Raw genomic sequence first — 26,206 nt, 5'->3', positions numbered from 1 at the left:
ATGGCCTCTTTATCGTCACGTTTATCGCCTATTACTCGCCGTCGACTGGCCGCTTTTAAAGCCAATCGCCGTGCCCGGGTGTCACTCTGGTTATTTACCACGCTGTTTATCCTCAGCCTGTTTGCCGAGCTCATTGCTAACGACAAACCGATCATCATGCAGTACGACGGCCAGTGGTACTTTCCCATGCTGGTGGACTACCCAGAAACCGAGTTTGACGGCTTTCTACCGACCCGAACGGACTATCTGGATCCCTTTGTTCAGCAACAAATTGATGATCACGGCTGGGCGCTGTGGCCCATCATTCCATTTTCATACCAGACCCTGGACATGAATATGACCCGCCCTTCTCCGGCACCGCCGGATAGCCGCCACTGGCTGGGCACCGATGACCAAGGCCGGGATGTGACCGCACGGGTGATTTATGGCTTTCGACTCTCGGTGGCCTTTGCGCTGGTGCTCACCGCAGGATCGTTAGTCGTCGGTGTGGTAGTGGGCGGTGTGCAGGGCTACTTTGGCGGTAAAATTGATTTGATCGGTCAGCGATTCACCGAAATCTGGTCCGGCTTGCCGGTGCTGTTCCTGCTGATTATTTTAGCCAGCTTTGTTCAACCGGGGTTTTGGTGGCTGCTGGGCATTATGCTGCTCTTTTCGTGGCTGGGCCTCGTCGATATCGTACGTGCCGAGTTCCTGCGGGCGCGTAATTTGGAGTATGTGCGCGCGGCCAAAGCCATGGGCTTGCCGTCACGCTTGATCATGTGGCGCCACGTGCTACCCAATGCCATGGTAGCGACACTGACATTTATTCCGTTTCTATTTACCGGCGCCATTGGCACCTTGACCGCTCTGGATTTTCTCGGCTTCGGCCTGCCGCCGGGCGCTCCCTCGCTGGGCGAACTTGCTGCCCAAGGCAAAAATAATCTACACGCCCCTTGGCTAGGCATCACGGCGTTTATGACCCTGGCCATCATGCTGTCACTGCTGGTCTTTATCGGTGAGGGCTTGCGTGACGCCTTTGATCCCCGCCACGTACAACAGCGCCAAGCAGGCCCAGACCAGGAGTCCCAGCATGCCTAATCCCCTGCTGCGCATTGAACACCTTGATGTCGCTTTCGATAACACCCCTGTGGTGCATTCACTCTCGCTAACCCTCAACGCGGGTGAAACCCTGGCCATTGTCGGTGAGTCTGGCTCGGGTAAATCGGTATCGGCGCTGGGCATGGTGAATTTGCTGCCCAGTAATGCCAGCGTTCAAGGCGAACGCTGGCTGGGTGATACCAATCTGGCCACGTTATCGGAAACTGAGTGGAACACGGTGCGTGGCAATCGCGTCGGTTTTATCTTCCAGGAGCCGATGACCTCACTAAACCCCCTGCATAGGGTGGGCAAGCAGATTGGTGAGGCCTTACGGCTGCATCAAGGGCTGCGCGGCCAGGCGGCCCGTGAGCGCAGCAAAGAGTTGCTGGAACAGGTGAAACTACCGCGCCCGGACGAACTGTTGGATGCCTGGCCCCACCAGCTCTCGGGTGGGCAGCGCCAGCGGGTAATGATTGCCATGGCAATTGCCAACAATCCCTCACTACTGATTGCCGATGAGCCCACCACCGCACTGGACGTCACGGTACAGCAGGAGATTCTCGCCCTGCTGCGGGAACTACGCGACCACCATGGCATGGGTATGCTGTTTATCAGCCACGACTTAAACCTGGTGCGCCGCCATGCCGATCGCATTTGCGTGATGTACCAAGGGCGCATTCAAGAAATCGGCCCGGTGGAGCAGGTCTTTCAGCACCCCCAAAGCGATTACACTAAAGCGCTACTGGCCGCTGAGCCGGAAGGTAGGCCCCAAGCTATAGAGCATACAGCGCCGCTACTGACCGCTCGTCAATTGAGCGTGAGCTTTAAGCGCCCTAAGACCGGCTTATTTAAGCGCCAGCCCCCTGCTTTTGTAGCGGTGCAACCAATAGATTTCCAAATCGCGCCAGGGGAAACCCTGGGCATTGTCGGTGAGTCCGGCTCGGGTAAAACCACGCTGGCGTCAGCGGTCATGCGGCTGGTCACTAGCCAAGGCGATGTTACCCTTGGCAACGATAAACTAAGCGCCCTAACCGGCGATTCGTTACGCCGCCAGCGCCATCGCCTGCAAATGGTGTTTCAAGACCCTTATGGCGCACTTTCACCGCGTATGCCAGTGTTTGATATCGTTAGTGAAGGGCTGCGCTTTCACTACCCCCATCTCACCACTGAAGAAGTCGCCCAGCGGGTCAATCAAACGCTGCACGAGGTAGGTTTACCCGAGAGCTGTGCCGCGCGCTACCCCCACGAGTTCTCCGGCGGTCAGCGCCAGCGCATTGCCGTGGCAAGAGCGATTATCTTAGAGCCAGAGTTGCTGGTGCTGGATGAGCCAACCTCGGCGTTAGATCGTACCGTGCAGAAGCAGCTAGTCTCCCTGTTACGCGATTTGCAGGCCCGCCGTCAGCTAAGCTATCTGTTTATAAGCCATGATTTAGCCGTAGTGCGTGCCATGGCACACCGTATTATGGTGCTAAAGGATGGCGAGGTGGTCGAACAAGGCCCCTGCCTAGAGGTGCTTTCTGCGCCACAGAACGCGTATACTCAAGCGTTGATTGCCGCTGCACATCTGACCCACTAGCTCTGATTGACTAACTTTATCAAGCCACGATACTGGCCATTGCTGTCTGCAGAATCAAAGATAACGGTATAAAACTACAGATAAAATAAAGCCGCTTACCCTTTTGGGAAGCGGCTAATGGAAACCTTGAACAAGGGCTGCTCAGAAAAGCGCGATTTCCTCGGCAGTTAATTCGCGCCACTCGCCGGGCGCCAGGTTGGCATCCAGAGCTAAGTCACCGATAGAGCTGCGGTGCAGTGAGTTCACGTGATTGCCCAAGGCGGCAAACATACGCTTCACCTGGTGATAGCGCCCTTCGGTAATGGTGAGTTCTGCCTGGGTGGGCGAAAGCAGCCGCAGTGTTGCTGGCTGCGTCGGGGTCTCCTCTCCATCCAGCATCAGGCCATCGGCGACTTGGCCAATCGCCCACTCCGCCGTCGCGCCTTCCATCGGTTCCGCCAGCTCGGCGATATACACCTTGGCACAGCGATGGCGTGGTGACGTGACGCGGTGCGACCACTGACCATCATCGGTTAATAGCAGCAGTCCCGTGGTATCCACATCTAACCGCCCTACCGGCTGTAACCGATCAGCTTTGGGCAGATCGATTAGATCGATTGCTCTTTGATAGAGACCGCGGCGGGCGTTACATTCAACGTCGACGGGCTTGTGCAGCATAATGTAGCGCAACCCTACCAGCGCCAACCGCTCGCCGTTGAGTACCACTACATCGTTATCGGTATCGATTTGGGTCGCCGACTGTTTGATCGGCTCGCCGTTCAGGGTCACTTCGCCATTTTTGAGTGCCCGCTTGGCGAGGCTGCGGGTTAACGGTGTGGTCTCACTCAAAAAGCGATCAAGGCGCATCATTAACCCACTCCTGGCAGCAGCTTAAAGTGGTCGGCATCTTGCCAGGCAGGAAATTTTTCACGAAAAGCATCAAGGGCAGTTTTATCCAGCGTGCCCGTCTCTATAAACGGGGTATGGGCAGGTTTATCAATTAGCGGTTCGCCTTTGAAGTCGACCAACAGGGAGTCGCCGCTGTAGGCAAGCCCTTTGGCATCTTCTCCAACGCGATTAACGCCAATTACATAGCTTAGGTTCTCTACCGCGCGGGCCTGGAGCAGCGTACGCCATGGATGACGACGCGGTGCTGGCCAGTTGGCGATACACAGCAGCGCATCATACTCGAAATGCTCCCCTTCTGCTGGCTGCTGGCGCATCCACACCGGAAAACGCAGGTCGTAGCAAACGCTCAGCAGCAGCTTAAAGCCATTAAGCTCTACCACTTTACGCTCACTGCCCATACCGTAGCGCTCATGCTCCCCGGCCATACGGAATAAGTGGCGCTTGTCGTAGTGGGTTAACTCCCCCTCCGGCGTTGCCCAGATCAAGCGATTATAAAACTCGCCGTTCTCTTCAATCGCCACGCTGCCGGTCATCACACAGTTACGCGCCTTCGCCTGGGCCTGTAGCCAGGCAACGCTTTGGCTCTCGGCCATCGGCTGGGCCATTTCGCGGGAGTTCATGGTAAAGCCAGTGGCAAACATTTCCGGCAATACAATAAGATCCGTATCGCGGCTATCCAACTCGCCCAGCAACTTCTCAAGATGGGTGTGGTTGGCCTGGGGGTCTTCCCAGCGCAGATCGCACTGCACTAGCGTGTTCCTAAGTTGACTCACTTAACACCTCCAATTCGTCAGTCTCAAGGCAACGTTTATGCTAGATTAGCATCTTTAAATAATGAGGCTGCTATGCTTCCTACTCCAACACGCGATCCAGCTGCCGTCAAAGGCGTCATGTTTGGGCTAACCGCCTACACCATGTGGGGCTGTTTTCCGCTATTTTTTGCCCTGTTTGACGGCGTTCCCGCCTTTGAAATTTTGATTCATCGGATCATTTGGGCGTGTCTGTTTTTAGTCGGTTTGATTACCCTATTACGCCGCTGGCCGCCCGTTGTCACTGCATTAGGCGAACCCAAGCGGCTTGGCCGGGTGTTAGCCTGCGCGCTATTGATTGGGTTTAACTGGGGTATCTATATTTATGCGGTGGAGTCAAAGCAGGTATTGCAAGCGAGCCTGGGCTACTTCTTAACGCCTTTAGTGAACGTCGCGCTCGGCATGCTGGTACTGCGGGAAGTGATGGCCAAGCTGCAGCTGGTCGCCTTGGGCTTGGCCAGCGTCGCCATTGCAGTGCAGTTCGTGATGCTTGGCGAGCTGCCCTGGATTAGTTTACTACTGGCGTTAAGCTTCGGCAGTTATGGCCTGTTTCGTAAGCAGGTACCGCTGGACGGCTTATCAGGACTGTTTGTAGAAACCCTGCTGCTATTTCCCCTCGCCCTGATCTCCTTGACCTGGTTAAGCTGGAACGGCAGTTCGCACTTTTTGCAAAATACAGCTACCACTAATCTGCTAATCGCCAGCGGTGTCTTGACCGCATTGCCGCTTATGGCTTTTGCTGGCGCGGCTCGTCGGCTACGCTTAGCGACCATTGGCTTTCTTATGTACATCAATCCCAGTATCCAATTTCTCATCGCGCTAACGGTTTTCGGCGAGCCCCTGGGCGTTATCCAGTTGGCAACGTTCGTGCTTATTTGGATCGGACTCGCGCTTTATTCCTGGTCGGCGTGGCAGTCACGCCCGCGCTACGCTGCGGCTAGTTAGCGCCAGCGGCGATGATGCACTAGCATCGGCAGCAGCTTCAAGCATAGGCGTCGATGCAGTGTCCCGTTCAGGCTGGTAGCCAACCCGGAAGCCGCCCCAGTGCTTACCCTGCACATACACCGGCACTGAGAGGTCGTGCATGATTTCGCCGGTATCGCGCTTGTAGGTTTGTAGCAGCAGCGGCTTTTCATGAGCGCCACAGCGGCTGCCGGTTGGGTCATCGAAAATGCGCTTGTTGCGGCAGAATTTTAAATCGTGGGCGTAGTCACCGGTTGGCGCAAGGCTGACCGCTTTGTTATGGGTCGGCACATAGCCTTTACGGTCACAGGCAATGGCATAGCTTAAGCCTAACTGAGTAAGCAAAGGCTCCTGCAGATCAGGCAGATACCTATCGGTGAAACTATCAAAGCCGGTTTTATATTGCGGCGGCTGCGTACCCGGAATCTGTTCATAGTGGGGCTGGAACAGCTGGGTGCCTGAAAGCTCCCCACTGGCAATCGCCTTCTCCAGCAGCTTACCCAACTTATCGGCGGTTAATCGTGCGGCGTGAAACACCTGTTGGTGGCGGCCCTCTAAATGCTGCTGGGCCAGTTCACCATCGACCCCTTCCGCAGCCTCCATCAATGCGCGGGCCTGTTCAGCCAAATCGTGCATATTTCGGTTGCCTTCATCCACATCATCTTCCAGCTGGCTCAGGCTGTCCGCCACGGTTTGACTATGTTGACGGGTGTTTTCCATGGCATCGGCAACACGGGTGATTTCGCTCTGCACCTGGTCGAATTCCTGCGTCATCGTACCCAGACTGGTGCCGACCACTTGCAGCCCCTTGGAGCGTTCGCTGATACGGGCCATCAAGTCACCAATGGTGTCGACTACCGACTGGCCGCTCTGATGCATATCCTTAACCAGCTCATCGACACTTTGCGTCGCGGTAGAGGTCTTGAGCGCCAGGTTGCGCACTTCGCCAGCAACGACGGCAAACCCTCGACCGTGTTCGCCCGCTCGGGCCGCTTCAATTGACGCATTGAGCGACAGCAGATGGGTCTGTTCGGCGATACCCTCAATCATGGAGGTAACGTTGCGAACGCGCTCTATTTTATCGTTCAGCGCGGTCAGCATTTCCAGCGCTTGGTTGGAGCGGTCGGCGACGTCGCTCATGTCCTGGATAATATCGTCCAGCTCGGCATGGTTGTGATGACTGGCTTCCCGGGCGCTCTCTGCCAGCGCCGCCACTTGGCTGGCGCTGGCACTCACCTGCATAATGGCTGCATTAATGGCCGTCATACTCGATGAAGCTTCACGGGCCATGGTCTCTTGTTTGGTTAGACGCTGATCCATCAGGTCGGCGTAGTGCGACACTTCTGCCGAGGCAATCGCGGTACTACTAGCGCGGTTCATTAATCGGTAGGCCATGGCACGCAGCGACCGGTAATCACGCAGCGGTTTAAAGCCAAACCGACTCTGCTCCAGGTGACGTTGGTCGGCTCGGTAAACGCCTTCCAGCGCACTGAGCAGCATAGCACCACCGCCCATCGCGGCGAACAGGAGCGCCAGGTAACGCCAGTGGCCGCCCTGAGCGGCAAGCCCTATGGAAAGCGCCACGAACAGCACCGGAACTAACAATCGCAGTAAGCGCATGAGCAGTACTCTTTTTATTAACGTTATCAAGTATCGAAAATACCACTTCTGAGGAATTAACTCCCCTTCGCGGCTAAGCTTAGCGTGTAACGCTTATGAAAGAAGTAGCACTTTGGGGGAAGGAAGCGCTTGGTCATCATTGGGTTACCGCAGTGAAAATGAATATAAGCACTGCAATGAAATGGAATATCCCTTACTCTTTTGGTTCGGCCACTTCTACAACACCTGGAACCCATGCTAAAGCGCTACTTGCCAATCCTGACATGGCTCCCCCACTACCATAAACGCCTATTGGGGGCCGATCTTTTGGCGGGCTTGATCGTCACCGTGATGGTCATTCCCCAATCGCTGGCCTATGCGCTGCTGGCCGGGTTACCCGCGGTGGTGGGCCTCTACGCCAGTATACTGCCTCAACTGTTCTATACCCTGTTTGGTACCAGCAAAACCCTCGCGGTCGGGCCGGTGGCAATTATCGCGCTGATGACCGGTGCCGCGCTCTCCTCAGTAGCAGCCACGGGCACGGAGACCTATTTACAGGCAGCGCTAATCCTGTCACTACTTTCCGGTGGCATGCTGGTCGTGATGGGGCTGCTGAAAATGGGCTTTTTCAGCAATTTTCTAAGCCACCCGGTTATCTCCGGCTTCTTAACGGCGTCGGGCATTTTGATCGCGGCCAGCCAACTGGGCAGCTTACTGGGGGTAGAGAGTAGTGGCTTTACCCTGGTGGAACGTCTTATCACCCTGGTGCCCAATTTAGCCACCTTTAACTTACCCACTTTGCTGATCGGCAGTGGAACCCTGCTGTTTTTGATAGCTATGCGACGCAAAGGTAAAGCCACCCTGCACAAGATGGGCCTGCCAAACACCCTGGCGGACTTGATCGCCAAAGCGGGGCCGGTCTTTGCAGTCGTAATCACCACCCTGGTGACCTGGCACTGGCAGTTGGCCGATAGAGGCGTTGACGTAGTGGGATCCATTCCCGGTGGTTTACCCGCGTTGAGCTTTCCCTGGGCAGACTACTCGCTATGGCGGGCACTGCTAATCCCAGCGCTGCTGATTAGCCTGGTCGGCTTTGTGGAGTCGGTCTCCATGGGCCAGATGTTGGCCGCTAAACGGCGCCAGCGCATATCCCCCAATCAGGAGTTAGTAGGCCTGGGCGCCAGCAATTTAGCCGCCGGACTTTCCAGCGGCATGCCGGTAACCGGGGGGTTGTCCCGCACCGTTATTAACTACGATGCAGGGGCGCAAACACCTGCCGCCGGTGCCTTTGCGGCACTAGGTATTGCGCTGGTCACCCTGTCATTTACCGGTTGGCTCTACTATCTGCCCATCGCGACCCTGGCCGCGACGATTACCGTTTCGATTTTGACGCTGGTGGACATCCCCATGCTGCGCCAAACCTGGCGCTACTCCCGCAGCGACTTTGCCGCCATGGCGGTGACGATTCTGCTAACGCTGTGCGAAGGCGTTGAAGCTGGCATTATCAGCGGTGTGACACTCTCTATTGCGCTATTTTTGTACCGCACCAGCCGCCCGCACAGCGCCCTGGTGGGTCGCGTGCCCGGCACCGAACACTTTAGAAACACCACCCGCCACGATGTCGAAACGGTCAATACCGTTGCCCTGCTGCGCATCGATGAGAGCCTCTATTTTGCCAATGCCCGCTATTTGGAAGACACCGTTTATAACCTGGTGGCGAGTCACCCCGAACTTGAGCACGTGGTGCTGATCTGTTCAGCGGTTAACCTGATCGATGCCTCAGCCCTAGAGAGCCTGGATGCGATCAACGCCCGTTTAAAAGACTCCGATGTAAAACTGCATTTATCCGAGGTCAAAGGCCCAGTAATGGATCAGCTAAAGAAGAGTGACTTTCTGGACGCACTGACCGGACGGGTATTTCTAAGCACCTACGCCGCTTGGCGTGAGTTTTCTTAACTGTATTGCTCTCGCTACCGCTCTGAAAAACCAGGCTTTTGCCTGGTTTTTTTATGCCTGTTGTTTACTAACGGACACCACTGATGACAACGGCATTGACAGCCACCCAGCGGCTTCTCTACTATCACTCGACCATTTAGCAAAATACAATACCGCATAGCAAAACACATTCGATCAAATAACCAGTAACTGAACGTCACCATCAACGTCACTACAACCACAATAAAGGAGCATCCCAATGCGCCCCTTCGCTCAACGCCTACTTATTGCCGCCTTACCTCTATCGCTACTCGGCGCAGCAGTCAGCCACGCCAGTGAAATTGAACTGCCCGGCACCATGGCCTGGACGGCTTATGGCACCAACTCAAGCGGCTATGCCCAAGCCGTCGCCATCGGCAATATGCTGCAGAACAAATACGATTCGTCTGTACGTATTCTGCCGGGTGATAACGATGTATCACGCATGACGCCGCTCAAGCAGGGCCGCGTTGACCTTTGCGCCTGCGGGATCGCCAGCTACTACGGCGCGGAAGGTGTAATGATGTTTGCCGACCGTGACTGGGGCCCTCAGCCACTTCGCGTGATTACCACTTCTACCGCCTCTTTTGGCCTCTCCCTTGCGGTTGCGGGCGACTTGGACGTTGAAACACCCGCTGACCTGGCGGGCAAACGCATCGCCTATATCCGCGGCGACGATGCGCTCAATAAAGGCACAGAGGCGTACCTCGCCTTTGGCGGTTTAACCTGGGATGACGTAGAGCGGGTTGATTACCCCGGCTATGGCCGCTCGTTCGACGGCATTATCGCTGGCGATGTGGATGCCTCCTTTACCACAACGGTGACCCCGCCTGCCCAGCAGTTGGCCAGTAGCCCCCGCGGCATTAGCTGGCCGGTGTTAGACCCCAACGACGAAGCAGGCTGGGAGCGTATGGCTGCGGTGGCGCCTTACTTCCGCCCTCACGAAGTCACTTCTGGGGCAGGCGGCATCAGCGCCGAAAATCCGGTGCCTAGCGCTAGCTACCCTTACCCCATCGTAGTTGCCAACCAAGACCTGGACGACAATGTGGCTTATGGCCTGATCAAGGCCATGCAGGAAAATTTCGACGACTATAAAGATAACGCCCCAGGGGCGCTTGGCTACGCCTTGGAACAGCAAGACCTTCAGTGGGTAGTGCCATTCCACGATGCGGTCGTGGAGTACTACAAAGAGATCGACGTATGGACCGATGAAATGCAGGCTCATCAGGACAAGCTCGTTGAGCGTCAGAACGTGCTGCTAACCGCCTGGGAAAGTTTTATGCAGGACGCACCCAGTGAGGACGAGGCATTTACTACCGGCTGGATGGAAGCCCGTGCCACCGCGCTGAGCGATGCCGGTTTCGAACCGATCTTCGAGTGATACACCACGGGGCGGCACTTGCCGCCCCCTGCTGATTGACGGATGTCCCCCATGACCACAGATACCTCGCCTGCCAATAATCAGCAGGTTAAAGAAAAGATCAGCCAAATTCGTCAGCTTCCTCCTGCGCTGCGCTGGATTCCCGCCACGGTCACCGTCATTTTGATGGCGATGACCCTGGATTATCTGTTTAACGTTGGCTTACTGACTTTCGTTACGGGTCTGGAGACGCAGTTCTACTACGCCGTTGTGGCGCTGCTGCTACCGCTGGTGTTTTTGCTTTGGCCCATGCGCAGTCGCCAACAAGAGCAGCCCATTCCCTGGTATGACTACACGCTGAGCGCCATCACACTTATCGTTGGCGGCTATTTTGTTTACAACGCAGTGCCCATTTTGGAGCGCGGCTGGGCCTTTTCTGCACCCGAAATCGCCATTTATGCAAGCTACGCCTACTGGCTGCTGATTATCGAAGCAGCACGCCGGGCGGGTGGTTTACCCATTGCGATTATTGCCGGGGTATTCTCGCTCTATCCGCTGGTGGCCGATATCGTCCCCGGCCCTATCCAGGCGTTTCCTTCAACTCTTGAACAAACCGCCATGTACCACACCATGAGTACCGAAAGCATCATGGGGGTGCCGCTGCAGGCATTCGCGGGCCTGGTGATTGGCTTTTTGGTGTTTGGTGTCGTGCTGCAGAAAAGCGGCGGCGGTAAGTTTTTTATTAATCTGGCCTTTGCGCTGCTGGGCCATGTACGGGGCGGCCCTGCTAAGGTGTCGATTTTCTCCAGTGGCCTGATGGGCTCCATGAGCGGCAGCGTGATCAGTAACGTACTCACCACCGGCGTGCTGTCGATTCCCGCCATGCGTCGTATCGGCATGAGCCGCTCCTTTGCCGGCGGTGTAGAAGCCTGCGCCTCAACCGGCGGTGTATTGATGCCCCCTGTTATGGGTGCTACTGCTTTTGTCATGGCGATGTTTCTCGACATCCCCTACTCCGCTGTGGCGCTGGCCGCCGTCATTCCTTCGATTCTGTATTTCCTGGGTCTGTTTATTCAGATTGATGCCTACGCTGCGCGCCACGATATTAAAGGCCTACCCGCCGTTGAGCTGCCTTCGCTTTGGCAAACCCTAAAAGAGGGTTGGTACTTTATTTTTGTCTTCGCGTTATTAGTCTGGATGCTGCTGATTACGCAGCGCGAAGCCGTAGCGCCTTTTTACGCCACCGCGCTGCTGTTAGTGCTGAATCAGCTTTCCAAGCATAACCGCTGGGGCTGGAAAGACGTGGCCGATACGCTCTCGTCTGCCGCCAAGCTATTTGCCGAGCTGATCGCTATTTTGGCCGGCGTGGGCATGCTGGTCGGTGCGCTTTCGATGACCGGTCTTTCTGGCACCATCGCTAACGACTTTATCAATATTGCCGGCGGCAGCGTGCCGCTACTGCTGATTATGGGCGCCGTGACCAGTTTCGTGCTCGGCATTGGCATGACCGTGACTGCCGCCTATATTTTCCTCGCCGTTGCGCTAGCCCCTGCGCTGATTCAAGGCGGAGGGCTGGATCCCATGGCGGTGCATATGTTCATCCTTTACTGGGGCATGCTGAGTTTCATTACTCCGCCGGTGGCCCTGGGTGCCTTTGCCGCCGCCACCGTGGCCGGTGCCCGGCCCATGGAAACGGGTCTGCAGGCCATGCGCCTGGGTAGCGTGATCTACTTTATCCCCTTCCTATTTGTGCTTAATCCGGCGTTGATTATGCAGGGCGCACCGCTGGTGATCGTGGCCGTGTTTATCCAGGCCGTGCTCGGCATCATTCTGTTTGCCTCCGCCATGCAAGGCTACTTGATGGGCGTTGGGCGACTGGGCTATGGCGCGCTGCAGGAGATCATTATTCGCGCCCTGGTACTGGTCGCGGGACTATTACTGGCACTGCCTGGCGGTGGAATGATCCCCCTTAGCCAGTGGGAACTGATCGGCCTTGCGCTTGCTGCACTAGTGCCCGGCGTGTTGATGGCACGCTTAAGCCAGCGCCACCATCGGCGTACTCAAAGCGCCTCTGCTGCGTAACAGATAGAACGCCAGGGTTATTTTTTAATTCATTATCATGCGAAATACGAGAGCCTAACTATGTCCGTTCACTACCAGCGCCACGGTGATATAGGCGTTATCCAAATTGCTAACCCGCCGGTTAATGCCCTGGGTCAGGCCGTGCGCAGCGGCTTAGTCAACGCGCTCAAAGAGGGTATTGCCGACAAAGATGCGAAAGCGCTGGTCGTGCTGGCCGATGGCCGCACGTTTATTGCCGGGGCGGATATCCGTGAGTTTGGCAAGCCGCCCCAAGCACCCCTCCTGCCCGATGTGATTACCCACCTGGAAGCCTGCCCAAAACCGCTGATCGCTGCCCTGCACGGCACGGCCCTGGGCGGCGGTTTGGAAGTAGCACTCGGTTGCCACTACCGAATCGCGCTGGCAGGAACCCGCGTAGGGCTACCAGAGGTAAAGCTTGGCCTACTGCCTGGCGCCGGTGGCACACAACGTTTGCCACGCTTAGTTGGCGTTGAGCGGGCGTTAGAGATGATTACCAGCGGTCGCATTGTGGAGGCTGAAGAAGCGCTTGAGGCGGGCATCATCGACGCCATTAGCGACGCCAAAACGCCTCTTGAAGCGGGTTTAGCCGCCGCCCAGGAAGTGCTGGCAGGCACTCAAACACCCCGCATCACCGGCCAGCTTCCTGCCCCGGCGGCGGATTCCCAGGCCATCACTAAAACGTTGGAACATCTTAACCAGCAATCTCCCGAGTTGTTTTCGCCGTTTCGCATTGTCGAAGCGATTCAGGCCTGCGTGAGTGCCGAGTCACTTGAGGCCGGATTGCGCCGCGAGCGGGAGCTGTTTCTAGCCTGTATGGACTCCCCCCAGCGCGCCGGGCTTATTCATCTGTTTTTTGCCGCACGCAGCCCGCACCTGGTGCCCGACGTTGAGAAAGCCAGTGCTTTTAAACACGTTGCACTGATTGGTGAGCATCCGCTATTTGAACGCCTGCAAAAGGCCGCGCAAAAGGCGGGTATTAGCTTAACCAGCACACCCGACGAGGCCACCGAACTTTGCCTCCTGGCGCCCAATGCCCCCAGAGATTCAGGCAAGGCGTGCCCGGTTATCGCACTGGAAGAGATTGGCGCCGGCAGCGCCTGTTCCAAAGATAGTGCGCTAAGCCTGATCATTGCTGAAAACGGCCATATCGCTGAGCTAATCAACGTAAGCGCAGAACCACTTATTCAGCAGCGAGCCGCACTGACGCTTAAAGCGTTGCGTCTAAACATCGTGGTCAGCCAGCAAAAAAGCATGCTTCGTGCGATGCATGCTGCCATTCAGCAAGCCCCGACCAGTGAAAGGCAGTCAGCGCTTGAACAGCTGAGTGTCAATATGGCGAAACAGGGCTTCTGCTACCGGGAAAGTGACCTCGATTTGCTCGCGGTGGAAGCGTTTGGCTATCCACGTCACCTAGGAGGGCCACACCGCCAGGCCACGCTCTCAACTGCAGCTCAGGATGTATAGCCCATGAACCTCACCTTTAGCCCCGAAGAGCAGGCATTTCGCGAACAGGTTCGCCGCTTTCTAGCCGATGCACTGCCCAGCGATATTAGCGAACGCGTACGCCAAGGACGCCACCTGCGTGCAGATGATCACCTGTGCTGGCAGAACATCCTCAGCGAACAGGGCTGGCTAGCCTCTAACTGGCCAAAAGAGTTTGGCGGCCCAGGCTGGGGGCCGGTACAGCGGCATATTTTCGACGAAGAGTGCGCCGCAGCCCATGCGCCTACGGTCGTTCCCTTCGGCGTTAATATGGTGGCCCCCGTCATCATGAAATTCGGCAGTGTCGAGCAGCAACAGCACTACCTGCCGCGCATTTTGAGCAATCAGGATTGGTGGTGCCAAGGCTACTCAGAGCCCGGCGCTGGGTCTGATTTAGCGGGTCTAAATACCCGCGCCGTTCGCGATGGCGACCACTATATCGTCAATGGTCAGAAAACCTGGACCACCCTGGGCCAGCACGCCAACATGCTGTTCTGCCTGGTACGCACCGACCCAGACGCCAAGAAGCAGGCGGGCATCAGCTTTCTGTTGATTGATATGCAGACACCGGGTATCACCGTGCGGCCAATTATTACCCTGGATGGTGCCCACGAAGTTAACGAAATCTTTTTAGATAACGTGCGCGTACCCGTCGAGAACCGGGTCGGTGAAGAGGGCCAGGGCTGGACATGCGCTAAGTTTCTACTCACCCATGAACGTACCGGGATTGCCGGACTTGGTCACGCCAAGCAGGCGCTGCGCCACTTGAAGTCCCTGGCGAGCCGGATTCAACATCGCGACAAACCGCTGCTGGAGCTACCCAGCTTCCGTCAGCGGGTGGTGAAAGCGGAACTCGAACTCATGGCGCTGGAAGTCACTAACCTGCGCGTGATTGCCGCTGCCCGAGATGGCGGTGTACCCGGCGCAGAGAGCTCGCTGCTAAAAGTACGCGGCTCGGAGCTTCGCCAGGAGCTAAGCGAGCTTACCCGGCGCGCCCTGGGCCCTGCTGCGCTGCCATTCTTTCCCGACTTCCTGCATGGCGACGACAGCCTGGATGAAGAACGCGCCCAAAACGCTTCTGCCAGCGCTCAGTATTTCAATCGTCGCAAGCTGTCGATTTATGGCGGCGCCAATGAAATACAAAAAAGTATCGTCGCCAAAACCATTCTAAATATGTGAGGTCACCATGGATTTTGCTTTAACCGACGAGCAGCGCATGCTCGAAGAGACGCTCACCCGTTTGGTGGCCGACCAGGTTTCCGCCGAGCAGCGCCGCGCTATGCTGGCCGCTGCTCCAAACCGCGCTTCTGCACTATGGCGCACCTTTGCCGAGCTGGGTTTGCTGCATATGCCCTTCAGCGAAGACGTGGGCGGGCTAGGGGGCGATGGCACCGACCTGATGATTATTATGCAGGCATTGGGACGAGGCTTAGTGCCCGAGCCCTATCTGGCTGGCCTGGTGCTGCCCGGCCAACTGCTGGCCGTTACCGCCAACAGCGAACAGCAAACCCGATGGCTAGCACCACTACTTGAAGGTGAGCATCAGTTGGCGCTTGCCTGGCAGGAGATTGGCGCCCGTTACGACGCCTTTACGGTAGCTACCCAGGCTACCCAGCAAGACGACCAATGGCAGCTAACCGGCAGAAAAGACGTGGTACTGAACCTTGAAGCCGCTGCGGCTACGCTTGTCACCGCCCGATTAGCTAACGGCAAGCTAGGGCTGTTTATTGTGCCCGCTGATGCACCGGGCACAGCTACCCACCTCTACCGCACTATCGACGATCAGCCGGCCGGTGACCTGACCCTGGACAGCGTCACGCTGCCGTTAACCAACTGCCTGAGTGAAGATGTTAGCGATAAGCTAGCGGAGGTGCTGGCCGTGGGCCGGGCAGCGCTCTGCGCCCAAGCTATCGGCGCAATGGAGGAGGCCTGCAACCAAACGCTCGCTTATTTAAAAGAGCGCAAGCAGTTTGGCGTACCGCTTTCGACCTTTCAGGCCCTGCAGCACCGTATGGTGGATATGCACCTGCACCTGGAGCAGTCCCGCTCCATGGCAATTTTAGCCGCCACTAGTCTCGCGCTACCTGCCAGCGAACGGGATTACAAAATTGCCGCGGCCAAAGCCTACTGTGGCGAGTCGGCTCGCTTTATTGCCGAACAGGCGATCCAGCTGCATGGGGCGATGGGTATGACCGAAGAGTGCTATGTCGCGAACTACGCCAAGCATCTGGTAATGTTCGATCACTACCTGGGCGACAGCGACTATCATCTCGAAACGGTCAGCGAGCTGTTAAAGGTTGCCTGAGAACGTTGCCAGAAAAGCTAATTAGGGAGCGATACATGCCAGATTACGTCGGCGAGTTAGTGACTGTCAGCGCTATTGAAAACGGCATCGTAGAAGTGGCCATTGCACGCCCCGAAGTACGCAATGCGCTGAATGAAGCCACCGCCCTGGCACTCAATGAGGCGCTGGCGGTGGTGGCAGACAATGAGCAAGTTCGCTGTGTGATTCTGTGCGGTGAAGGTAGTGCGTTTTGCGCCGGCGCTGACCTGGCAGAGTTTGAGAAGGCAACGTCTCAGCCTGCGAGCGAACGGCTGGAAACGCTCTTTCTGCCTGCCCTGCGTAGCCTAATGGCAATGAATAAGCCGGTGATTGCAGCGGTTAGCGGTGCGGCTGCGGGCATCGGTGTTTCCTATGTGCTCGCCAGCGATATGGTGGTGATGGGCCACTCCGCCTACCTGAAGCTTGCCTTTATCAATATTGGGCTCATCCCTGACGGCGGTGCCTGCTGGCATCTGGTGCGCCAGCTTGGCCATGCTCAGGCGTTTGAAATGGCCGCCTTGGCAACCCCCATTTCGGGTGAGCGCTGCGTCGAACTCGGCTTGGCTAACCGCGTCGTCGAAGATAACCAAGTGCTAGACGAAGCTTGGTCGTTGGCGCAAGCACTGGTGAGTCAATCGCCCCAGGCGTTAAGCGCTACCAAACGCGCCTTACGGGAAGCTGCCCAGCGCCCGCTAAATGACACGATGCAATTAGAGGGCGAGCTTCAAGATCAGTGCAAGGCGTCGGAAGATTTTCACACGCGGGTGGCAGCGTTTCGTCAAAGCCGCCGTAAATGATCCAACGTTTTCTGGTAATCCTGGCGCAGCGTGGCCACTTCTTCGGCCACGCTGTGCATAGAGGCAATAGCGCCTACGCCCTGCCCCGCGCCCCAGATATCCCGCCACGCTTTTGCCTTACTGCTACCCCCTGAGCCATAGCGCATAGAGGTTTTATCACCTTCAGGCAGCGCATCAGGATCTAATCCCGCCTGTTCGATACTTTGCCGTAGATAGTTACCGTGCACGCCGGTAAACAGGTTGGTATAGACAATATCGCCTGCCGCTGCGTCGAGCACCATCTGTTTATAGTCCGCTTGGGCGTTTGCCTCTTGGGTGGCAATGAAACGCGTGCCCATATAGACCAAATCCACGCCTAGCGCCTGGGCGGCAACGATCTGTTCGCCTTTGCTAATCGCCCCTGCCAGTACTAACGGGCCGTCGTAAAAGCGGCGCACTTCGGCCACAAACGCAAAGGGATTTAGCCGCCCGGCATGCCCGCCTGCGCCGTGGCAGACCAGTATCAGCCCATCAACCCCCGCATCAATCGCTTTCTTGGCGTGCCGCAACGTGGTCACATCATGAAAAACCAGCCCGCCATAGGCGTGCACCTTTTCCACCACTTGATTAGGCGCGTGCAGACTGGTAATCACCAGCGGCACCTTGAACTCGGCGCATAGCGCGACATCGTGTTCTAGGCGATCATTGGTGGGGTGCACGATTTGGTTGACCGCAAAGGGTGCTGAGGGTTGTTCGGGGTGCTGCGCATCATAGTCGGCCAGGGTTTGAGTGATCTGCTGTAACCACTCACGTAATACGTCAGCAGGTCGGGCGTTGAGCGCGGGGAAAGCACCCAGAATGCCCGCTTGGCATTGGGCAATCACCAGTTCCGGCCCGGAGACGATAAACATGGGTGAACCGATCACCGGCAGGGTTAATGAAGCGGTTAGGCGCGTTAGCATGGGAAACTCGCTGGTTGTTATTGTGAGGTAATCTGCAAAAGGCCCCGATTGGGGCCTTCCGTGAACTGCTTTTAGATGCGCTTACAACTTGCTCTCAAGCTCCGGCAGGATCTCAAACAGATCCCCCACCAGGCCGTAATCCGCCACCTGGAAAATCGGTGCTTCGTCGTCTTTGTTGATGGCAACGATCACCTTGGAGTCCTTCATGCCCGCCAGGTGCTGGATGGCACCGGAAATGCCCACGGCGATATACAGATCCGGCGCGACGATCTTGCCGGTTTGGCCGACCTGCATATCGTTGGGCACAAAGCCTGCGTCTACCGCGGCCCGGGAAGCACCGATGGCAGCCCCCAGCTTGTCGGCAATGCCGTCGAGCAGCTTGAAGTTTTCGCCGTTGCCCATACCGCGGCCGCCGGAGATCACCACCTTGGCGCCGCCCAATTCAGGACGATCCGACTGCGCCAGCTCCTCTTTCACAAAGCTGGACTGGCTGTTGTCGACCACTACGTCGACGGCTTCCACCGTCGCGCTGCCGCTGGTGCCGACCGCATCAAAACCGGTGGAACGCACGGTGATGACCTTGAGGGCATCGTCGCTTTTGACGGTAGCAATGGCGTTACCGGCGTAGATCGGTCGCTTAAAGGTATCGGCGCTGTCCACGGCGATAACGTCCGACAGCTGGCTGACGTCTTTTAGCGCCGCTAAACGCGGCAGCACGTTTTTGCCGGTAGTCGAAGCGCTGGCCAGCACGTGGGTGTAGCCATCGGCCAGTTCGACCAGCAGCGCGCCCATGGGCTCGGCCAGCTGGTGGGCGTAAACGGCGTTATCCGCAACGCGGACTTTGCTCACGCCGTCGAGTTTGGCGGCGGCTTCGGCAGCGGCTTGCACGCCTTCACCGGCCACCAGGATATCGATATCGCCACCGATGGCTTGGGCGGCCGCCACGACGTGGGCGGTGGCACCGGCCAGTTGGCCTTCGTGTAGATCCGCAAGTACCAGAATGCTCATGGCATCAACTCCTTTCAAAGCTCTTTTCTTAAAGTACGGTTTTCAAAGCACTTATCTTAAAGAGCTTATCTCAAAGAACTTTGGCTTCGTTTTTCAGCTTGTCGATCAGCTCGTCTACCGAGGCGACTTTGACGCCGCCCTTGCGCTCGGCGGGCGACTCGACTTTGAGCAGGCTGACCTTGGAGGCAACCTCAACGCCGTAGTCGGCGGGGGTTTTCACATCCAGCGGCTTTTTCTTGGCCTTCATGATGTCGGGGAGCTTGGCGTAGCGCGGCTCATTCAAACGCAGGTCGGTGGTGACAATCGCCGGTAGTGTCAGGGCGATGGTCTGCAGGCCGCCGTCAATTTCACGCGTCACGTTCACCTTGTCGCCGTCGACCGCTACTTCCGAGGCAAACGTACCTTGAGGTAGGCCGGTGAGCGCGGCGAGCATTTGGCCGGTCTGGTTGTTGTCGGTGTCGATGGCCTGTTTACCCAACACCACCAACCCCGGCTGCTCTTCTTCAACCACTTTGGCCAGCAGCTTGGCCACGGCCAGGGATTCGGAGCGCTCGTCGGTTTCGATATGGATGGCGCGATCCGCCCCCAGCGCCAGCGCGGTACGTAGCTGCTCTTGGGCGGCTTTGGGGCCTACCGTGACGGCGACGACTTCTGTCGCCACGCCCTTCTCTTTCAGGCGTACCGCCTCTTCCACGGCAATTTCGCAGAAGGGGTTCATGGCCATTTTGACGTTGGTAAGATCAACGTCAGAGTGATCCGCTTTAACGCGGATTTTGACGTTATAGTCGATGACGCGTTTCACCGCGACGAGTACTTTCATAAGGCGTGCTCCTGGCGATTAAGAATATTTAATCTTGTTTCAACCATTCTTTAATTCTGCATAGCAGAATACTATTTTACTTTATGACAAGAACATTAAAAAAACACCGCACAAAGGTCAAGCGCTTCCGCATTCTTACCCCCCTTTAAAAGGGTGCCCATACAAACCACGCTGCCAATAGCGGAATCGAGGCGACCAGAAATCTGCCGTTCCAGCGGTAGCCGATACGCGTGGCGGGTACACCGGTAAATCGGGACAAAATCAGCATTGATGCGGTCATCGGCGACGACATTAGCGCCAGCGCCCAGCCTACCATCAGCGATGCACCTATCAGCGCAGGCGTTAGCCCCTCAATGGCTAACTGCGGTAGCAGTCCCACCAGCAGCGTTACCGTCACGATAGGATTAACACCTACCTGGGCCAGCCCCACTACCATCAGCATCGCCAGCACGGCATTGAAGGCGCCCCACGGGTTCAACACCGTTAGTAGCGGCGCCAACTGCTGAGTGTCCACCAGCCCAACGCATAAATGACCCAAATAGCCCGCCGCCCCTAGCACCACGATCTCATTGGCACTGGGCGAAAGCAGCCACGGCAACTGACGATGCACCGCGCTAACCGCGGCAGGCAGCCCGCCGAAGCCAAGCCTGCGCCGCTGCCAGGCAAGCCAAATCAGCGCCCCCGTGGGCGCACCTAACAGCGCGGCAATGGGTAAGCGCAGTGTTAATAGCCAGGCAAGGCTAAACACCAGTGCCACAATCCCCAGCAGCAACACACTGAACTGGGCCAAGGGGCGTAATGAAGGAGCATCTACCGAGGCTTTATTGGCAGGGGGATGTGGGCCGGTCAGAAAATCTACCGCCCAGCCGGCCAGAAAAATCAGCGCAGCGGCACCCAAAATATACGGCGCAAGCTCCAGCCAAGTGACCTGGGGAAGGCTCGACAGCACTACCGCCACCCCAATGCCCATAGGGGAGATCAACGGCGCCAGGGAAAACCCGCGCAGCAGCGCCAACATCATGCGCCGCTGGCGAGCCTCTCGTACCCAGGCGCGCCCTTGGGCCGCGACTAGGGTGTTACTCTTTTCAATCATGGCGGCAAACAAGTTAAGCACGCCGATATTGAGAATAATCCCAAACAGCGCAGAACCAAGCGATAAAATCGGGTAGCGGCGGCTAGGCGGTTGAAGCAGCATGCTTTGCCCACAGCGGCGCACCAGGCGCGAACGGTAGGCAGGCAAACGTAGCATACTCAACGCCACCACAAAGGTAGCAAAAAACGCAAAACGCCCACTGGCTTCAAACAGCAGTTGGCCTGGGTTCGACGAGTGCCAGAGCGCTAGCAGCGACACTATCCCCGCGGCTAACAGTAACCCTCTGGCCATCCGCGTTAGCTTGCCAACAAGCGTTAATAGATAGAGCGCCAGCGCGGCAATGCCGACGGCTTGCCAAAACAGGCTGCCAACCACCAGATGAAACAGCGTTGCCAAGGTGACCAGCAGTAACAGAGAAACCCGCAGGCGGGCTGGGCTCACTCAGTTGGCTCCCGGGGTTTGTTTTCTGGAAATCCCTCTGTGGATTCACTGCCACTGCGACGCCGAAAGGAGCCTTCTCCCATGGCCACTAAGCTGCCCTGGTCATCGACTATCTCACCGCTGCTCATATAGGTTTTCTGTCCGCCGCCGCGAACCGTGCCTATTGCCTTCAACACACCTTGCCGGGCAGGGCACACAAAGGTCGTGGTTAATGAGAGTGTCATTCCTCGGCGAATATTGCCCGGCACATCGCAGTGCAAACCGGCAAGGCTTAAAGCGCTATCCAGCATTGAAGCCAATACACCACCATGAACGTTGCCGCTGCGGTTTAGGTGTTTTGGCTCAATGGTCAGTTCAACGACTACTCGGCCCTCTTCCCACTCAACGACGTGCATGCCCAGCAGTTCGTGGTAGCCCATTAACGCTTGCTGAGGTGAATGACTCATGAGCCGCTCTCCTGCTGGGCTAAATCGCGCAATCGTCCTTTAAGAATTTTGCCGCTGGCGGTGGAAGGTAGCGTATCCATCAATACAATTTGAGTAGGCCGTTTGTAAGGCGCCAACCGCTCAGCGATAAACGCCTTGAGCTCCGCCAGATCAACGTCAACGCCCGGCTCGCACTGCACAAACGCCACGACTTCTTCGTTTCCGGCGATTTGACGCCCCACTACGGCGGTAAGCGTGACCGCAGGGTGTTCGTTAATCACCGCTTCCACATCCGGCGGGTAGATATTGAAGCCGGAGCGGATAATCAGCTCTTTGCTACGCCCAACAATATAGAGTTGATCCTGGTGATCGAGCTTGGCGATATCGCCGGTATTGAGCCAACCATCGTCAGTTAGAGTGGCCCGAGTGGCTTCCGGCTGACGAAAGTAGCCTTTCATAATGTTTGGCCCGCGCACCCATAGCTCACCTACTTCATCTCCAGGCTGCTCGGTAGTTCCGCTGTCGCTAAGCGGTTCCAGGCGGTACTCAAGCAAAGGCAATACCCGGCCAACGGTGCTAGTTGCATGGCGGTCATCGATGCGGGTCTGGCTTATGGTAGGGCTGGCCTCGGTTAAACCGTAGCCGTTATGCAGCGTCAGCCCAAAGGCGGACTCTACCCGCACTTTGGTGTCGCTATCTAACGGCGAACCTCCTGCTGACATATAAATTAGCTCAGGTGCTTCCAACGGGCGCTGCTCACGTTTTAAAAACTCTAACGCCCGGGCATACATCGCCGGCACGCCCTGGAGAACGGTAATGCGCTCCTGCTTCAGCGTTGCCAGCATATGGGCGGCATCGAAGCGCGGCACGGTATACAGGCAGGCGCCGTTATAGAGCGACCCCATACATACCGAAGAGAGGCCAAACACATGGGACATGGGCAGCACGCCGTAGACCCGCTGTCCTTCGCTTAAATGACGCATGCCGCCTGAAATCGAGGCGATATAGAGAATACCACGATGGGTCAGCATGACGCCTTTAGGTGTGCCAGTGGTGCCCGAGGTGTAGATCATCGCCGCCACCTGCTCGGCGCCGCTCGCGCAGACCGGCTCGGGCTCGCTGTCATACAGCGGCGAAATGGCCAGCCCACCCAACTGAGGGTGCTGGTAGCGGTCAGCCCCGTGGCGCTCGGCGTGCTGGCACGCCTCTTGGGATGCTTCACAGGTATAGAAGACTCGCCGAGGTAGGCAGTTGCCCTGAATTAGGTCAACTTCCTGTGCTGAGAGGCGCGAATTAACGATAGCCACCCAGACATCCAGCTCGCTGGCAGCCAGTAGCAGCACGACCAGAGCGCGGCAGTTTTCACTCACCGTCATAATCCGGTCGCCAGGGCGAATGCCCAATGCGCTTAACCACTCACAGGCGGCGTGTATTTCTTGACCAAGCTCCGCATAACTCCAGCGCACATTGCCATCCACGATAGCCGGATGCTCGCCAAGCAGCTTGGCATTTTCAAGCACGCGGGTACTGAGGCGCTCGGGAAGCTCGGCCACCAGCTCGCTGGCAAGGCGCCCAAAAATAGCCTCGTCCGGCGCTTGGTAGGAAACCGATAAAGCCATTAGGACGCCTCCCGCACCATATTGCGAGCAATGACGATTTGTTGAATCTGGGTGGTGCCTTCGTAAATACGGAATAGCCGCACATCGCGGTAAAACCGCTCAACCGCATACTCCGACATGTAGCCCGCCCCACCGTGAACCTGCACCGCGCGGTCTGCGACACGGCCCACCATTTCTGCGCAGAAAAGTTTGCAGCAGGAGGCCAGTGTCGAAACATTTTCGCCATCGTCTTTACGCCGTGCAGCGTCCATCACCATGGTTTTGCCTGCATAGGCTTCGGTTTTGCTATCCGCCAACATGGCTTGGATCAGCTGATGCTCGGCAAGCGCCGCACCAAACTGCTTACGCTCCATGGTGTAGCGCAGCGACTCTTCCACTAAGCGCTCGGCCACACCTACACAAACCGCCGAAATATGCAGCCGCCCGCGGTCTAGCACCTTCATCGCCGTTTTAAAGCCTTGCCCCTCTTTTCCGCCAATAATATTTTCAGCGGGCACTCGGCAGTTGTCGAAAATAATATCGCAGGTATGGGCGCCCTTCTGGCCCATCTTGTTATCCGCAGGGCCGCGTACCAGCCCTGGAGTATTACCTTCGACGATAAAGGCTGAAATACCGCCTGCGCCTTTATTCTCTGGGTCAGTACGCGCCATCACGGTAAACAGATCGGCTTCTGGGCCGTTGGTGATATAACGCTTGGTGCCGTTCAAGATATAGTCATCGCCATCCCGCACCGCCGTCGTGCGCAGGCTGGCGGCGTCGGAGCCGGAATCGGGCTCGGTGAGACAGAACGAGCTAAGAATCTCGCCCGTGGCCAAGCGTGGCACATACTTGGCTTTCTGCTCATCAGTACCATCAATCAAAATACCCTGGGCGCCGATGCCATTATTAGTGCCAAACACCGAGCGAAAGGCAGGCGAGGTTTTACCAATTTCCATCGCCACCAGCGCCTCCTCCTCCATGGTCAGGCCCAGGCCGCCGTACTCTTCAGGGATCGATAGCCCGAACAGGCCCATCTCTTTCATTTCCGCAAGAATTTCTGGGGGCACCGCATCCTCCTCGGCTAGGCGTGCCTCATTAGGAATTAGGCGCTCACGGACAAAACGGGCGATGGTATCAACAAGCTGGTTAATCAATTCGGGATCGCGAATCATGACGGCTCCTGGTGGCAACGGGTTTTATAGTTAGAGTTATCATTCGAAGTAGCGCTGGGCGTGGACAACACATGTATTTTGCATAGCAAAACTATTGTCCACTATTCTTGTCAGGCACTTTTGCATAGCCTAGGATGGCAGTCAATAATTGGAACACTATTTTGCAATGCAGAATTACAATGCTAAATATGCATTCATTTGCAGAGAGGAATTAGCGTATGGCTAGCGAATCAACATCAACACCTCCCCCCTTTACCACACTTGGCATCGTCGGCACCGGCGCCATGGGACGTGGCATCGCGCAGTTGGCTGCCCAGGCCGGTCTAGACGTCATGCTTTTCGACGTTAAAGAGGGCGCCATACAAGAAGCGAAAGCCTTTATCAACGGCTTATGGCAGAGAAGTGTCGAAAAGCAGCGCATTAATGCAGAACAAGCGCAGCACTATAGTGAACGGTTGATGGAAGCCAGCGAGCTTGCCGCGCTCGCCCCCTGCGATATTGTGGTGGAAGCCATTGTCGAGAAGCTGGAGGCCAAGCAGGGGCTGTTTGGCGATTTAGAAGCAATCGTCAGCCAACAGGCGGTATTGGCGACCAATACCTCTTCACTCTCTGTCACGGCCATTGCCGCCGCCTGCCAGCACCCTGAGCGGGTTATTGGCTTTCACTTCTTTAATCCCGTGCCGCTGATGAAGATTGCCGAGGTCATCCCTGGCCTGCGTACCACCGATGAGGTGACTCAGCGAGTCAATGCTCTAGGTCAATCCATGGGCCACTTTACGGCCCAGACCACCGATACCCCTGGGTTTCTGGTTAACCATGCCGGGCGTGCCTTCGGTACTGAAGCGCTGCGACTTTTAGGCGAAAGCGTCGCTGACCCGGCGACCATTGATCGCATTATGGTTGATCAGGGCGGATTTCGGATGGGGCCCTTTACCCTGCTTGACCTTACCGGGCTAGATGTTTCCCACGCTGTGATGGAGTCGGTGTATCACCAGTACTATGAAGAAGCGCGTTTTCGCCCGTCACCTTTAACCCGGCAACGCTTGGCCGCGGGCTTGCTGGGGCGTAAAACCGGCGAAGGCTTTTACCGCTACGAGGAAGGCAAGCAGCAAATGCCGGATGAGCCTGCCATCGCTACTGTGTCTCCATGCCCGGTATGGATTAGCCAGGAAGACCCCGAGAGCGCCAAAGCGCTCACCGCGCTGGTGAATGCGGCGGGTTGGCCGTTAGAAACCGGCACGCAGCCCACTGAACAAGCGCTCTGCCTGCTTACCCCTTTCGGCGAAGATGCCACCAGCTGTTCGCTGCGCCAGGGGCTAGACGCCAAGCAGTGTGTGGCGGTGGATATGCTCGCAGGACTCGATAAACGCCGTAGCCTGATGGTCACCCCAATCACCCACTCCACTTTTCTTCAAGCAGCGCAAAGCCTGCTCAATCATGACGGTACGCCGGTAAGTACTCTGCAGGACAGCAACGGCTTCGTTCTTCAGCGCATTATTGCCTGCATCGTCAACGTCGGTGCCGATATTGCCCAGCAAGGCGTGGCAGAACCCACGACGATCGACCGAGCGGTTGAGCTGGGCTTGGGCTACCCCTTCGGCCCATTGCGCATGGGCGACCATTACGGCGCCACGCGCATCATGACGATATTGACCCACCTGCTTGAGGCCACCGGCGACCCACGCTATCGGCCAAGCCCCTGGTTGCGCCGCCGCGCTGCGCTTCAAATGTCGCTAACCGTCGCTTAATGAACCTAC

General features: G+C 56.9%; 21 protein-coding genes. 11 read left to right on the top strand and 10 right to left on the bottom strand.

Features of this window, described 5'->3' with window-relative positions; translation table 11 throughout:
- Together KF947_RS00395 and KF947_RS00390 are read left to right on the top strand one after the other, a co-directional pair.
- Window positions 1-1,077 carry an ABC transporter permease gene (locus tag KF947_RS00395; RefSeq protein ID WP_227405158.1) on the top strand — a complete coding sequence of 359 codons (1,077 nt, stop codon included), beginning with the start codon at window positions 1-3 and terminating at the stop codon, window positions 1,075-1,077.
- Window positions 1,070-2,653 (top strand): ABC transporter ATP-binding protein, encoded by a 1,584-nt coding sequence (locus KF947_RS00390; protein WP_227405157.1) that lies wholly within the window; start codon window positions 1,070-1,072, stop codon window positions 2,651-2,653. Before KF947_RS00395 ends, KF947_RS00390 begins: the two co-directional genes overlap by 8 nt.
- A 141-nt stretch (window positions 2,654-2,794) precedes the next feature.
- Here KF947_RS00390 and KF947_RS00385 read toward each other — a convergent pair whose 3' ends face one another.
- Window positions 2,795-3,499, bottom strand: a complete 705-nt coding sequence (locus tag KF947_RS00385) for a pseudouridine synthase (RefSeq protein ID WP_133732920.1) — start codon at window positions 3,497-3,499, stop codon at window positions 2,795-2,797.
- 2 nt (window positions 3,500-3,501) lie between these two features.
- Window positions 3,502-4,314 (bottom strand): amidohydrolase, encoded by an 813-nt coding sequence (locus KF947_RS00380; protein WP_133732857.1) that lies wholly within the window; start codon window positions 4,312-4,314, stop codon window positions 3,502-3,504.
- A 72-nt stretch (window positions 4,315-4,386) separates the two neighbouring features.
- Between KF947_RS00380 and rarD the strand changes: the two genes are divergently transcribed.
- Window positions 4,387-5,295: an EamA family transporter RarD gene (rarD, locus tag KF947_RS00375; RefSeq protein WP_227405156.1), complete on the top strand. Its 909-nt coding sequence runs from the start codon at window positions 4,387-4,389 to the stop codon at window positions 5,293-5,295.
- On the opposite strand, the gene KF947_RS00370 is transcribed toward rarD, so the two are convergent.
- A complete protein-coding gene (locus KF947_RS00370) occupies window positions 5,266-6,933 on the bottom strand; it encodes a methyl-accepting chemotaxis protein (RefSeq protein ID WP_133732859.1) in 1,668 nt (555 codons plus the stop codon). The genes rarD and KF947_RS00370 overlap by 30 nt on opposite strands.
- A gap of 234 nt (window positions 6,934-7,167) precedes the next feature.
- Here KF947_RS00370 and KF947_RS00365 point away from each other — a divergent pair, with 234 nt between their 5' ends.
- From KF947_RS00365 to KF947_RS00335, 7 genes are all read left to right on the top strand, one after another.
- Window positions 7,168-8,868: a SulP family inorganic anion transporter gene (locus KF947_RS00365; RefSeq protein ID WP_133732860.1), complete on the top strand. Its 1,701-nt coding sequence runs from the start codon at window positions 7,168-7,170 to the stop codon at window positions 8,866-8,868.
- 238 nt (window positions 8,869-9,106) lie between these two features.
- Complete coding sequence (locus KF947_RS00360) at window positions 9,107-10,267, top strand: TAXI family TRAP transporter solute-binding subunit (RefSeq protein WP_133732861.1); 1,161 nt, start codon at window positions 9,107-9,109, stop codon at window positions 10,265-10,267.
- Window positions 10,268-10,318: 51 nt separating this feature from the next.
- Window positions 10,319-12,328, top strand: coding sequence for a TRAP transporter permease (locus tag KF947_RS00355; protein WP_227405155.1), 2,010 nt, complete (start codon window positions 10,319-10,321; stop codon window positions 12,326-12,328).
- Window positions 12,329-12,388: 60 nt separating this feature from the next.
- The gene (locus KF947_RS00350; RefSeq protein ID WP_227405154.1) at window positions 12,389-13,813 is read left to right on the top strand and encodes an enoyl-CoA hydratase/isomerase family protein; all 1,425 of its coding nucleotides are present in this window, start codon (window positions 12,389-12,391) and stop codon (window positions 13,811-13,813) included.
- A 3-nt stretch (window positions 13,814-13,816) separates the two neighbouring features.
- On the top strand, window positions 13,817-15,010 hold the full coding sequence (locus tag KF947_RS00345) for an acyl-CoA dehydrogenase family protein (RefSeq protein WP_227405153.1): 1,194 nt from the start codon (window positions 13,817-13,819) through the stop codon (window positions 15,008-15,010).
- Between the two features lie 7 nt (window positions 15,011-15,017).
- Window positions 15,018-16,136: an acyl-CoA dehydrogenase family protein gene (locus tag KF947_RS00340; protein WP_227405152.1), complete on the top strand. Its 1,119-nt coding sequence runs from the start codon at window positions 15,018-15,020 to the stop codon at window positions 16,134-16,136.
- A gap of 35 nt (window positions 16,137-16,171) precedes the next feature.
- Window positions 16,172-16,951, top strand: a complete 780-nt coding sequence (locus KF947_RS00335) for an enoyl-CoA hydratase/isomerase family protein (protein ID WP_133732866.1) — start codon at window positions 16,172-16,174, stop codon at window positions 16,949-16,951.
- Here KF947_RS00335 and KF947_RS00330 read toward each other — a convergent pair.
- The 7 genes from KF947_RS00330 to KF947_RS00300 all read right to left on the bottom strand — a co-directional run bounded on the left by KF947_RS00330 (window position 16,933) and on the right by KF947_RS00300 (window position 24,449).
- Window positions 16,933-17,892, bottom strand: a complete 960-nt coding sequence (locus KF947_RS00330; RefSeq protein ID WP_227405151.1) for an NAD(P)H-dependent flavin oxidoreductase — start codon at window positions 17,890-17,892, stop codon at window positions 16,933-16,935. The genes KF947_RS00335 and KF947_RS00330 overlap by 19 nt on opposite strands.
- Window positions 17,893-17,973: 81 nt before the next feature.
- Window positions 17,974-18,900 (bottom strand): electron transfer flavoprotein subunit alpha/FixB family protein, encoded by a 927-nt coding sequence (locus tag KF947_RS00325; protein ID WP_133730514.1) that lies wholly within the window; start codon window positions 18,898-18,900, stop codon window positions 17,974-17,976.
- A gap of 70 nt (window positions 18,901-18,970) precedes the next feature.
- Window positions 18,971-19,720, bottom strand: a complete 750-nt coding sequence (locus tag KF947_RS00320) for an electron transfer flavoprotein subunit beta/FixA family protein (RefSeq protein WP_227405150.1) — start codon at window positions 19,718-19,720, stop codon at window positions 18,971-18,973.
- Window positions 19,721-19,865: 145 nt separating this feature from the next.
- A complete protein-coding gene (locus tag KF947_RS00315; protein ID WP_227405149.1) occupies window positions 19,866-21,254 on the bottom strand; it encodes a hypothetical protein in 1,389 nt (462 codons plus the stop codon).
- On the bottom strand, window positions 21,251-21,700 hold the full coding sequence (locus KF947_RS00310; protein WP_133732870.1) for a PaaI family thioesterase: 450 nt from the start codon (window positions 21,698-21,700) through the stop codon (window positions 21,251-21,253). The genes KF947_RS00315 and KF947_RS00310 overlap by 4 nt, the downstream gene beginning before the upstream one ends.
- The gene (locus KF947_RS00305; RefSeq protein WP_133732871.1) at window positions 21,697-23,298 is read right to left on the bottom strand and encodes a class I adenylate-forming enzyme family protein; all 1,602 of its coding nucleotides are present in this window, start codon (window positions 23,296-23,298) and stop codon (window positions 21,697-21,699) included. Before KF947_RS00305 ends, KF947_RS00310 begins: the two co-directional genes overlap by 4 nt.
- Complete coding sequence (locus KF947_RS00300) at window positions 23,298-24,449, bottom strand: acyl-CoA dehydrogenase family protein (protein WP_172420765.1); 1,152 nt, start codon at window positions 24,447-24,449, stop codon at window positions 23,298-23,300. The genes KF947_RS00305 and KF947_RS00300 overlap by 1 nt, the downstream gene beginning before the upstream one ends.
- 218 nt (window positions 24,450-24,667) lie before the next feature.
- Here KF947_RS00300 and KF947_RS00295 point away from each other — a divergent pair, with 218 nt between their 5' ends.
- Window positions 24,668-26,197 carry a 3-hydroxyacyl-CoA dehydrogenase gene (locus KF947_RS00295; RefSeq protein WP_227405148.1) on the top strand — a complete coding sequence of 510 codons (1,530 nt, stop codon included), beginning with the start codon at window positions 24,668-24,670 and terminating at the stop codon, window positions 26,195-26,197.
- Window positions 26,198-26,206: the final 9 nt, after the last annotated feature.

The sequence above is a fragment of the Halomonas sp. FeN2 genome, assembly GCF_020595105.1.
Taxonomy (GTDB): Bacteria; Pseudomonadota; Gammaproteobacteria; order Pseudomonadales; family Halomonadaceae; genus Vreelandella; species Vreelandella neptunia.
The sequence above is the reverse complement of the archived record's forward strand: the minus strand, read 5'-3'. Positions and strand labels throughout refer to the sequence as shown.